Raw genomic sequence first — 10,824 nt, 5'->3', positions numbered from 1 at the left:
AGATGTGTATAAGAGACAGATTTAATGCTTATAATGGTTATCAACCAAGCTTGAAACCACCTGTATTTTCATTTTCGGTAACTTGTTTATTAACTGGTTTACGATCATTTATGGTAATACCTGTAAGGAAAACTTTATTTCCTGCACCTTTTGTTTTTCCGAATCCCTTCGTTTCAAGCATGCGGTAAAAGGTTCTATTTCCAATTTGACGCTCGCCCGAATTCAAACACCATCTGTCATAAATTCTGTATAATTCTTGCGCTTCAATTTTTATTGCTTCGTTTTTTGGTTCAGCCGTATAACATAATTCGTCTAAAAACGGTGCTAATATGTCCATTTCATCTTTGTAATTACCTGTTGCATCTAACACGATTTTCGGTTCATTCAAACCCGATTGTTGCCATTTCAAGCACCCTTCTAGTGCCCAATTCAAAATACCTGACATTTCAAGCGATAATTTTTCTTCCAGTTTTTTATCTCTTTCATGTGGTTTTAAATTTAAGGTGAACGGAATAATTTTTACTCGGCGCCAAATACCTTCATCGACCCCGCCGATAATCGGCTTATGGTTTGTGGTAAAGAAAACTTTAAACTCGGGAGTGAACTCAAAGAACTCTTGTCGTAGGAAGCGAGCTAATATTGGTTCGCCACCTGTAATTGTTTTAACAAGTGACTCTTGTAATTTTTCCCCTTCCTCGGATTCGACTGCTGAAACAAATCTTGCACTTGCTAACCTTGCAATGTCGTTATTTGCACCATCATTTTTCTTTTTAATGAAAGTGTCTGACTTGGTTTGAAGTCCATAATCGCCCATTAGTGACTTTATAATATTGATAAACGTTGATTTACCATTACTGCCACCGCCAACAAGGAAATACATGCCCTGCTCACTTATGTCACCTGTCATGCTATAACCGACTAACCGTTGCATGTAATCTATTAAATCGTTGTCACCTTTGAAAATTTGTTGAAGAAAATTAAGCCACATTGGACATTTTGCATTTTCATTAAATTCAACATTTGCAAGTTTAGATAATCGCAATTCGCGATTGTGTTGTTGTAGCTTACCTGTTCGTAAGTCTAAGGTTCCATTTGCACAATTAAATAAAAATTTATGACGGTCAAATTCTTCGCGCTCGGCTGGTACTAATGGCATTAAATCCTTAATACTGTTCATTCGTATATTCCTTTTTCCGCATTTCCTAGCCCACGAACGTTCGTTTTCATCCTCCGATTTTTCTAAGTCACGCAATACTTTATTTGCGATACGTTCAATTTGCAGTTTATTATCAACTTTCCATCGCTTGCCGTCCCATAGCATCCATCCCATTTCAGATACGTAACGTATGGCATGTCCATACTCGTAGGCGATACGTTCGGCATTCCCTAGTTCGTTTAAACGAAATTTCTTTTTTGGTTTAATATCTTCATCAACTGCCACCGCATCAACTGTGTACGATACGTCAAATTCTGCATATTCCTCTTCGTGCTTATGGTCCAACACCGTTGTAGTAGTAGATGTAATAGCTGTAGCAATCGTTCTTTCACCGTATGTTTCGCCTGTATCGGAAAAGTGAATTCTATCCCATTTATCACGCATAAGACTTGATTCACGAAACATTGAATCCATTCTCGACGAGCTTTTCCCTGTCCAAAATGCTAAGTGATTACATAAGGCTAAATCACTAGACGAATGGTCCTCATTTATTAAATTTCCGTTGTACAGGGAACGGATTTCGTCACCACGTTTCGAACGAAACATTCTTTCCCAAAGTGCTTCATTCGATAGCTTAATTTCATCTTTTTCGAACTCCGCTAAATTGATACGCCCTTGTACGTCCGAATCGTCAAAATACTTTTCGAATATCTCTGCCAGCTCGTCCGTTCTATCATAAATTTCGTTTGAATTTTCACGGTTGCCTGTCATCGTAAAGTAACGGCCGTATTGATAAATCTCTAAGCCGTATTTTGCACTTTTACGTCCAGTCCCTACTACAGACTGTGGAAGGCTACCTTTAACAATGATGTGTATGCCTGTACCTGATACACTAAACTCTGTATAGCTATCCAGCGTATCAATGACCTCTTTAGCAAAGTCATTAATAATTGGATTTACTTTATCTTTATCATCACTCGCATACGTCACGCATTTATCAATGTCAATACCGATGTAGTTGTCTTGTCGGCTAAATACAAAGCCGATACCGTCAGCGTCAGTTTCCGTATAAAATTTAGCTGCTGTTGCAAATGTAGACCATGTGCGGCGGTCATTGGAGCGTGCTTCGTTGCCGTCTACTTGATATGGTATTTTCGTATAACGCCCGCCCTTTTTCTCTGCTTTCCACAGTATCCATTGGGGCAACATTCGTAATTCCGATGGTATTTCGTTAAAATTAATTGGTGTTTTCATACCATCACCGACTTTCGTTTAATACCTGGAATAGCTTGTGTATAGCCCGCCTTTTCTAATTGACGTGGCGCTTTTCTGAATACATAGTCAATGTTTTCTCCTTCAATAATCGTTCCGTCATCTTTTAAGTGCTTATTCGGAATCCAAACGTTTTGATTGGTGCCGTTTAACGTAAAGCGCTTTGCGTGTCCTTTCGCTTTTGAAGTACGATGATAAGAACGTTGTATAAGTTGAAGTTTGATACCTTTGTAGTATTGATTTTCAAAGTTATATTTAATTGCCACTTTCTCACCTTCAATCATTGATGCCTTTTATTTTGATTCCAAGTAAATTAATTGCAAATTCAATACCATCTGCAAATGCAATATTTGTATCCGTTCTATCGTGAATAAGATTGTGATTGTATATTTTCGATAAATATTCTTTAGCTTCTTTTTCATCTGTAATTTTATCTACTTCATATCCTCGAACTAGCATCTTGCTTATATTAAAAGCTCCCAAACGATTCAGTGGCTCTCTAATGCCAGTAAAACCTTTTTTGATTACTGTATCGACTATAACTTCCTTGGTATATTCTTTTAATGCCGAATTCATCGCCTCTGCTATCTCGCGACTAACCTTCACTTTTTCAGTCATTCGTTTCACCCCATAATTTTGATAACCGAATAATATGTCTATCTTTTTCAAGTATTGATAAGCTGCTGTCGGAATTTTCTACTATGCGCCAACCTTTACCTAATAATTCTTGAGTAATGCTTGCATGACTTTCTTTGTCATTTGAATATAGCGACGCAACATAGTCGTAATAGCTACCATTAGCATCATCAAATTGTGTATTCCAATTGATAGCGCTTATTCTAATCGACTTTAATCGAGTCATTTGATTCACCTTCCAATGCTTTAAGTACGATGTGGTTTATCGAATACAATGAGGGTTCATATTCTTTTGGGTTACGTGTCCATAATTCGATTTGTTTAAGTGTTTCACGCAACAACATATTTTCATGAATTAATTCGTTATTTACTACTACATTTTCATGTCCTTCACTCGTTTTTAACACTTGCAAATAAACCAATAAATCAACGATTTCCTCGCTTGCATGGTCAATCCATTCGGTTGTTGATAGTCCATTCGGATTCACTGTTTGACCATACTTTTCAAGTCCTTTTACAGTCTGATTAATCAACAATTCTTGCACCTGTTTAAGCACTGGATTGTTATTAATTTCACTTTGAATATCCACTATATTTTCCCTCCCAATACTTTCAGATGATTGCTTTTAAAGAATTGAAAAACGTTTGTACTGATTTTATACATGCGCTTAATATCCTTGTCGCTCAATCCATAATTGGATAATTCTAAATAAGTTTTAAATGTCAATTCGTTTGGAAATTGCGCCTTGATTTTTTGTAATTTTTCGTTGCTATACGCATCGTTTTTAGCCATTTTTAGCCCTCCGCAATGAAAATTGAGTATAAGAAAAGAGAGCCACACGAAAGCAGCTCTCTATTTAGTTTTAATCAGAACGGGAGGTTCTTTTCACCCACTGTAATTGGCGCCCCTGCCTGTTGTGGCGGATTTACTTTTGACACATCATAATATTTTGCTTTAGCAGCAGTTCGTTCTTGACCATCTTTCGTGTATTTTTCATGCTTCACGTTGATTTCTAAATATTTCCCAATCAACTGATTAGCCATGTCTTGCGGTGAAGTGAATGGGTGTCCGTGTGGGAACCCGCAAGCAGCGATTAATGAGTTTACAATTTTAACTGATACTTCGTGCTCAAATGTGAACGTATTATATAAAATTTTTGCGCCTTGATGTGGTTGGTTAACATCGCTTCGAATTTCAAAGTCTACGGAAAGCTTGTCCTTTCCGGCTTGTGTTTTACCAGGTTCAGCATTTACAATACTCGCTTCGTATTTCCCTTCCGCTACTAGCTCAAAGCCTGATGTTACGTTTTCTGAATCGAATTTAAAGAATGACATTATTTATTTTCCTCCTCTGTGGACGGCACTACATCGCCAATTGTAAAGATTTCATTTTGTAGACAAAATTCACGATTGTCTAATTGATTTTTGGCAAACGTGCCATCTGATTTACTTAATATAAAGCCACGCACTTTTGTTTGTGGATTTCGCACTAATCGTCCAACGATTGGTATAATGCCCATGATGTGATTAACTACTTTTTCGCGAATGTCAGGCAAAAATTGATTGTATAGCTGCCCACTTTCGAGTGTAATTTGTCTTGTTGTTTCCCAAGCTGTGAATATCACATTAACCCCAAGCACCTTGAAAGCTTCTACGATACCGATTAAATGATTGTCAAAGATTCCGTAATCTTTCAATTCAGGCTGACCGCTTTTAGTGTTTTTTGCCTTTTCCATCAGCCACAATTTTTGATAGTGTGATAGATTATCAATTACGATATTTTCATAGTTGGCAATATTTTTTTTGGCATAAACATAAAACTCTTTAATGCTCGCTTCGGGGTTGTCTGTATCAATCTTTGCAATATCAATATTTTCCTTGCCAGCCAAAACACGGCTAGTATGGTCAATATCCAACAACAATGTTTTACCTTCTAAATATTGCATTGTAGATGTTTTCCCTCCACCTGGCTCCGCGTATAGTAGTTGGCAAAAATTTTCTTCTTTTTTCATTTCGCTAGCGCTTGTAATTTGCAAGCCTTCCACACTCCTTATTCATTTTCATCTGTAGCAGCTACCTCTACAGTTCCGTCACCGTTTACGCTATAAGGAATGCCCTCATGCTGCACATCGTCGATATTCATTTGTCCTTCGGGCGCATCATCGTCAGGACGCTTGTCCATTTCTTCTTTTGGCGTTGAGTAGACATAATCTAAGTCCACTAAAAAGTAGAAGCCTTTCGAATTATGTTTTTCATGGATTTTTTGCATTGTTAATGCATCATTTTCCTTTGCTTGTGCAACGATTTCCTCCGCTTCTTTGCGTGTATCAGCAAACCAACGTTCTTTTGTGTATAATTTTTCTTTAGCCATTATTTAGCCACCTTTTCATAGTTTTCGGGAAAATTTAAAATTGCTTTATCACCTAACAGCTCATAAGCTTTTTTGTCGTAAGCTTCGGCTGCTAATATTTCATGGAAGTATGACTCACACCAATGTTTTTTGCCATCGACTTGAATCATGGCATAGTAACGATTGCCCTTTTTCGTAACACCACGATATTGTGAAGTAGCGCCACGTTGTTTTTTAACTTGATTAATAACTTTTAGTGGCACTTCCTTGATTACTTCTTTTTCAACGACCTTTTCCACTTCTACAATCTGTGGAGGGCTAAAAACAATATCAATCTCGCCTTTTAACAGCGATGTACGATTGAGGAATATTCCTTCTATTGTTTTACCTTCTGCTGCTTGATTTATTTCAGCCACAATGCTTTCTAAAGATTGAAAACGACTAATTGGTATATTTACACCTTTCATGATTGACCTCCTATCGAATACTTAATGATTGATTTTCTACTAAGCTAGCACCTGCAATAGATTCACCATTTTTAAGTGCTTTTGATAGCTCTGTTTTACTGATTTTCGTTTCGGTTTGAATAAATTGCTGTGGAATAAGCGATTCATCTTCGATTTGCACCGATGTTGATTTACGCAAGCTGAATGTAAACTTATCCGTTTTCAAACGATTGCCTTCCACAGTTAATAGAGCATCATACATACTGTCTTTCATGCGCTTGACGTTGCTCTCCATTGCCTTACGGCGCTCAGCCAAACGCTTTTCCTCAGCCTTTAAACCCTCAATATCCGATTCGATATTTTTAATCACCATTGCATAACCTTCCAGCTTGTCCGCTGTTGCAAGTTCAATTGATTCAAGCGTATCTTCTAAGCCTTCGTTACCGTCCTCAATCATGCGTTGTAACTGCAACAATGCGCCAGTTAATTCATAGAGGGTAGCCATTAGTTAGCACCTCCATAAATAGCGTTTGTGTCGTTGATGATTTTACTAAATTCAGCAACTCTCGAATCAATAGCGCATTCAGGGCCACCTTCTAGATAAATCCCTTCTTTACAAATTGTTTTAATTGAGCCAGGTGAATTTTTAGGATGTTTCATTTGTTTCAATAGCTCAACTTTCATACCAATTACTAATTCATCCGGCTGCACCGCATTTTCAAATTCGGATACATCAAGATTAAGCGCTCGTCCTAGTGCGATGGCTTTACCAATATGTTCGTTGAATACGTCAGATGGATTGCATTTTGCAAACTTTTTATCAGCATAAACTGTATAATCAGTGTTCACTAAGTGCGGAATTGCGGTAATAATTTTCTTCTCTTCATTAACGAATAATTTAACGGTAGTGCTACCTGCGGCTGTTGTGTAAGGCGTTGTATTATTCGTCACGACTCCGCTGTACTTCTCAACAAATCCCTTAGCCTTCTCAATCATTTCAGCACGCTGTTCATTTGCCGATTTTTCGACAATTGCTACCTTTTCAACAAGCTTTGCTTCAAGTGATTCAATCCTCTTTAACGCACCTGTTAACGCACCTCGTAATCCCTCGCTAAATTTGTCTAAGCGTTTCACTTCATTTTCTAATGCTGTGATGCGTTGATTTTTTGATAGTATTTTTTGAATTCGATGTGTGTAACAATCACCCTTTCCTTTTTCTGATTTGAATTTGATGTGATTGTCATTTATTAGATGAGTCACCTCTACGACATCTCCCTTTGTATACTCACCGAAATCCTCTGTAAATTTTACCTTTTCCCCGATTTTAAACTTTGTCATTTAAGCTAATCTCCTTTGTGTGCTACAATAGCACTGTATTATTTTGTTTTGTGCTCGTTAACTACTGCCATAGTTAGCGGGCTTTTATTCATCTTCATGGCTAAAATCATCCCATTCAGATTTATCACGTTCGTCATCCACAGTCTTATTATTGTGGAGGGCACGCCATTGGTCACGCGTATATCCTGTACGATTGACATGCGTAATATCGGGATGTTCAATATCCATTGTCATCACCACCTTTACGGCGCTCTCTAACGAGCGTTTTAAGCAGCTCCGAATACGTAACATCCTCTAATGCCTGTCCTTCAATGTAGCAAATGCCAAGCTTATTTAATTGCTTAATAACGTTATTACGCTTCAACTTTTGCATCATTTCCATTGGCGTAATATCCTTCCGTATAGGCTTTGACTTCCTCAATCGTATCAATGATGCCAAACACACGTTGTTGCATAAGCTTGTATTTTTGTTGCTTGTTTACTAGATTTAGTGCAAATGGTTCTTCTGCTTCACCCTCCATTGCATCAATTGCAATTTCCATCAGCTTATTATTTTCTTCATTTTGCATATCTTCAAGATGTGCGATTAATTTTTCTCGCTCACTAGCAATCTTTTCTTCAATGCCTACGAATTTTAAGGCTGTTGAAAAATCAAGTTTTAATCGATCTTCAACATATGAGTATGTGCATTTGACATCATGGTAAGTAAGATAATTTCCACTTTCATCAGAAATAAATGCAGATGTTGCTACACCATTTTGAAATGTCATATCTTGTACTTCATACTCTTTGCCGTCCACAGTTAACACAGGTTTTAATACCATTTGATAACTTCCTCCTTTGTCGCATTAATTGCGTTACTCACCGCTGCTAATCGTTTGCGTAATGGATATGATAACCAACGTTTTAAGTTCATTGTTTAGCCACCTTTCTTAGTGCCGATTGCTTGTCCTCCACAGTCATTTGTAACCATTGCTTGTTTGTTATTTTCATTCATCTATCAACTCCCCAAATAAATACTCAACAGTCGTGTCAAATAATTTCGCTAACTTTAGAGCTTCTGGTAATGTGAAAGCATTAACCCCTCGTTCTTTTCGTCCATACGTTACTGCGTGCATTCCGATTTCGTCTGCAACATCTTTTTGTTCCAACCTCGCTTCTTTACGCATTACATAAAGTCTGTAAAGCACTTATCCTCCCTCCCTTCATTTGTTTAACGTTGCTACCGTTATATAAGCTATAAGTCCGAATGTATACCGTATTTAGCTCGGTATCACAGCGCTTTGAAAATTATTAAACTGCCATATTAGCAACTTCCGAAAATAAATAATCCATAGATAAATTAGGAAAGAAAATATTTTTTATTGCAGTAGCTTCATCTAAGGTGAACGGGTATTTACCGTTCAATTTGTCCGAAACTGTAGCAACACGAACGCCTATTTTTTCTGCAATGTCTTTACGCTGAATTCCTTTTCTTGCTAGTTCGGCTTCTAAGTTCGGGAATTTTTTATTCATACGATTTCACTCCTTTCGAAAACGCAATTGCGTTGTGTTAATACGAATATTAAACGTAATTGAGTTTTAAGTCAATGCAAAAAACGTTTTTTCGTTAAAATTAAACGAAAATGAGTAAAAAGACCTTGTATAATTACGAAATTTCGTATATAATATTAGTATAAGGAGGTGAAAATAATTGAGCAGAACAGAATATATAAAAAATATGATTGATGAAAAGTGGGATAGTAGAACAAAGTTTGCAAAGCATATTGGTATACCGCCAACAACATTGCAATCAATATTAGAACGTGGAGTTGGTAAAGCTTCTATAGATAACGTAATGAAGATATGTAGGGGTCTTGGAATTACGACAGACAGTTTACAATTTATATCTGATGAAACGACAATGAAAGAAAATGGAGTTGTGTATGATATAAGTAAACGTAATTATTACCGATACATTCCTTTTTCGGTTTCGGCAGGCTTACCAATCGAAATTGATAGTATAACAAACTACGATACAATCGCTATAGCTGATGAATTATTAGGCAAGTATGCAGGTAACAAAAATGTATACTTCATGCGAGTAAATGGTGACAGCATGAATAATTTATTCCCGCATAATTCATTAATAGCCGTTCTTCCTCAAACTGTGGAGGACATAAAAGACGGCGACATTGTAGTGTACAGTCATAACTACGATTATTCAGTCAAAACATTTTATCGTAATCAAGATGAATTGATTTTTAAATCAAATTCAAACAATCCGATGTTTCACGATTATGTGTTTAAAATTAACGATGTAGATTTACGAATACACGGAAAAGTAATTTTGTACATCGTCAATGTTGATTAATTAACAAGCGCTTATTAATTAAAAAAAGAAAGACCTTGCTCATTCGCTTGGTCTTTTCTTCTATAAATCGAAAGGAGTTTTATTATGGCTGTATATCAAGATAAAGCACGTGGTACATGGTACTTTATCACACGTATTGAACAAGCAGATGGGTCTAAAAAACAAGTGAAACGCAGAGGCTTTAAAACAGAAAAGGCTGCGTTATTAGCTGAAGCTAAATTGGAAGTTGAGGGCGTAGCAGAGGAAATAGTTACATTTGAATTTATAGCAAAGGAGTATTTAAAGTGGTACGAAAAGCGTAGGAAGGCATCATCTTATACAAAAATAAGCAGCATCTTCAATGTGCATCTCATACCGCACTTTGGCAAAAGGGAATTACGCAACATAAAACAACGTGACATTATTAAATATCAAGACAAGTTAATTGATAGTAAAATGGCAGCATCGCACGTTAAGAAAATCCATACGACACTTTCCGCTGCATTTAATTTTGCAATTAAAAATGAATACACGAAAGAAAACCCAGCGGCGTTAGTCGGTAATGTAGACTTAAAAGAAACGAAGCACGTGAACTATTGGACGCTCGATGAGTTTAAAGTTTTTATAGCATCTGTGGATGACGATATGTATTATGCATTATTTATGACACTCTATTATAGTGGTATGCGAAAAGGTGAGTTACTTGCTTTAACGTGGGCTGACATTGATTTTAATACCAACATCATCAACGTAGATAAAACGGAATACAATCGCACAGTCACAACAACTAAGACAGAAGCGTCACGTCGTAAAATTTTAATGCCTTCAACAGTTATGTCTATTTTAAAGAAACTAAAATTATCGCAAGCTGCAATGTACCAACAGGAAGTTAAATTGAATTACGTTGTTTTTGGAACAATAAAAGACAGTGTTTCCACAACAACACTCGATAGAAGGTTCGAAAAATATGTTGCAGATGCAGGTGTAAAAAAAATACGTATACACGATTTTAGACACTCTCATGCATCCTATTTAATCAATAAGGGGACTATCATATCAGTAATTGCTGCTCGTCTCGGTCATGGTGATGTAGCAACAACATTGAACACATATAGCCATCTTTACCCAACAACAGAAAAAGAAGCCGTCCTCGATATGGAGAACGACTTCCGACCTGCTCAAGTATTAGAATTCAAGGCTGAATAAACTGGATGTTACCAGAAATGTTACCACACATCTTTCATCCCTTGATAAATCTATACTTTGTGCACCTATATGGAGACGGCGGGAGTCG

The 10,824-nt window shown here is 36.9% G+C and carries 19 protein-coding genes; 2 read left to right on the top strand and 17 right to left on the bottom strand.

Annotation, left to right across the window (positions count from 1 at the left end; genetic code table 11):
* Positions 1 to 40: 40 nt before the first annotated feature.
* The 17 genes from C9J34_RS20500 to C9J34_RS20425 form a co-directional block, all read right to left on the bottom strand.
* Positions 41 to 2,410 carry a phage/plasmid primase, P4 family gene (locus tag C9J34_RS20500; protein ID WP_107842027.1) on the bottom strand — a complete coding sequence of 790 codons (2,370 nt, stop codon included), beginning with the start codon at positions 2,408 to 2,410 and terminating at the stop codon, positions 41 to 43.
* Complete coding sequence (locus C9J34_RS22185; RefSeq protein ID WP_193769113.1) at positions 2,407 to 2,712, bottom strand: hypothetical protein; 306 nt, start codon at positions 2,710 to 2,712, stop codon at positions 2,407 to 2,409. The genes C9J34_RS20500 and C9J34_RS22185 overlap by 4 nt, the downstream gene beginning before the upstream one ends.
* On the bottom strand, positions 2,705 to 3,046 hold the full coding sequence (locus C9J34_RS20485) for a hypothetical protein (protein WP_107842026.1): 342 nt from the start codon (positions 3,044 to 3,046) through the stop codon (positions 2,705 to 2,707). Before C9J34_RS20485 ends, C9J34_RS22185 begins: the two co-directional genes overlap by 8 nt.
* Positions 3,039 to 3,290, bottom strand: a complete 252-nt coding sequence (locus C9J34_RS20480) for a hypothetical protein (RefSeq protein WP_107842025.1) — start codon at positions 3,288 to 3,290, stop codon at positions 3,039 to 3,041. Before C9J34_RS20480 ends, C9J34_RS20485 begins: the two co-directional genes overlap by 8 nt.
* Positions 3,268 to 3,654 carry a hypothetical protein gene (locus tag C9J34_RS20475; RefSeq protein ID WP_107842024.1) on the bottom strand — a complete coding sequence of 129 codons (387 nt, stop codon included), beginning with the start codon at positions 3,652 to 3,654 and terminating at the stop codon, positions 3,268 to 3,270. The genes C9J34_RS20480 and C9J34_RS20475 overlap by 23 nt, the downstream gene beginning before the upstream one ends.
* Complete coding sequence (locus C9J34_RS20470; protein WP_107842023.1) at positions 3,654 to 3,857, bottom strand: hypothetical protein; 204 nt, start codon at positions 3,855 to 3,857, stop codon at positions 3,654 to 3,656. Before C9J34_RS20470 ends, C9J34_RS20475 begins: the two co-directional genes overlap by 1 nt.
* Before the next feature lie 74 nt (positions 3,858 to 3,931).
* Entirely contained in the window at positions 3,932 to 4,399 is a 468-nt protein-coding gene (locus C9J34_RS20465; protein WP_107842022.1) for a DUF669 domain-containing protein, read from the bottom strand.
* The gene (locus C9J34_RS20460) at positions 4,399 to 5,100 is read right to left on the bottom strand and encodes an AAA family ATPase (RefSeq protein WP_107842028.1); all 702 of its coding nucleotides are present in this window, start codon (positions 5,098 to 5,100) and stop codon (positions 4,399 to 4,401) included. The genes C9J34_RS20465 and C9J34_RS20460 overlap by 1 nt, the downstream gene beginning before the upstream one ends.
* A gap of 14 nt (positions 5,101 to 5,114) precedes the next feature.
* Positions 5,115 to 5,435 carry an organic solvent tolerance protein OstA gene (locus C9J34_RS20455; RefSeq protein ID WP_107842021.1) on the bottom strand — a complete coding sequence of 107 codons (321 nt, stop codon included), beginning with the start codon at positions 5,433 to 5,435 and terminating at the stop codon, positions 5,115 to 5,117.
* Positions 5,435 to 5,881 carry an AP2/ERF family transcription factor gene (locus C9J34_RS20450; protein ID WP_107842020.1) on the bottom strand — a complete coding sequence of 149 codons (447 nt, stop codon included), beginning with the start codon at positions 5,879 to 5,881 and terminating at the stop codon, positions 5,435 to 5,437. The genes C9J34_RS20455 and C9J34_RS20450 overlap by 1 nt, the downstream gene beginning before the upstream one ends.
* A gap of 10 nt (positions 5,882 to 5,891) precedes the next feature.
* Entirely contained in the window at positions 5,892 to 6,365 is a 474-nt protein-coding gene (locus C9J34_RS20445; RefSeq protein ID WP_107842019.1) for a siphovirus Gp157 family protein, read from the bottom strand.
* Entirely contained in the window at positions 6,365 to 7,198 is an 834-nt protein-coding gene (locus tag C9J34_RS20440) for a hypothetical protein (RefSeq protein ID WP_107842018.1), read from the bottom strand. Before C9J34_RS20440 ends, C9J34_RS20445 begins: the two co-directional genes overlap by 1 nt.
* An 84-nt stretch (positions 7,199 to 7,282) precedes the next feature.
* Complete coding sequence (locus tag C9J34_RS22180; RefSeq protein WP_193769112.1) at positions 7,283 to 7,432, bottom strand: hypothetical protein; 150 nt, start codon at positions 7,430 to 7,432, stop codon at positions 7,283 to 7,285.
* A complete protein-coding gene (locus C9J34_RS22175; protein ID WP_193769111.1) occupies positions 7,416 to 7,580 on the bottom strand; it encodes a hypothetical protein in 165 nt (54 codons plus the stop codon). The genes C9J34_RS22180 and C9J34_RS22175 overlap by 17 nt, the downstream gene beginning before the upstream one ends.
* Positions 7,552 to 8,022, bottom strand: coding sequence for a hypothetical protein (locus C9J34_RS20435; RefSeq protein ID WP_107842017.1), 471 nt, complete (start codon positions 8,020 to 8,022; stop codon positions 7,552 to 7,554). Before C9J34_RS20435 ends, C9J34_RS22175 begins: the two co-directional genes overlap by 29 nt.
* Before the next feature lie 165 nt (positions 8,023 to 8,187).
* The gene (locus C9J34_RS20430) at positions 8,188 to 8,388 is read right to left on the bottom strand and encodes a helix-turn-helix transcriptional regulator (RefSeq protein ID WP_107842016.1); all 201 of its coding nucleotides are present in this window, start codon (positions 8,386 to 8,388) and stop codon (positions 8,188 to 8,190) included.
* A 103-nt stretch (positions 8,389 to 8,491) separates the two neighbouring features.
* On the bottom strand, positions 8,492 to 8,713 hold the full coding sequence (locus tag C9J34_RS20425; protein ID WP_107842015.1) for a helix-turn-helix transcriptional regulator: 222 nt from the start codon (positions 8,711 to 8,713) through the stop codon (positions 8,492 to 8,494).
* Positions 8,714 to 8,891: 178 nt separating this feature from the next.
* Between C9J34_RS20425 and C9J34_RS20420 the strand changes: the two genes are divergently transcribed.
* Positions 8,892 to 9,551 carry a LexA family protein gene (locus tag C9J34_RS20420; RefSeq protein ID WP_107842014.1) on the top strand — a complete coding sequence of 220 codons (660 nt, stop codon included), beginning with the start codon at positions 8,892 to 8,894 and terminating at the stop codon, positions 9,549 to 9,551.
* 84 nt (positions 9,552 to 9,635) lie between these two features.
* Positions 9,636 to 10,736: a site-specific integrase gene (locus tag C9J34_RS20415; protein ID WP_107842013.1), complete on the top strand. Its 1,101-nt coding sequence runs from the start codon at positions 9,636 to 9,638 to the stop codon at positions 10,734 to 10,736.
* Positions 10,737 to 10,824: the final 88 nt, after the last annotated feature.

Origin of the sequence: Metasolibacillus meyeri (genome assembly GCF_003049505.1) — a bacterium.
GTDB lineage: Bacteria > Bacillota > Bacilli > Bacillales_A > Planococcaceae > Metasolibacillus > Metasolibacillus meyeri.
This window is presented reverse-complemented; position numbering and strand designations above follow the sequence as displayed.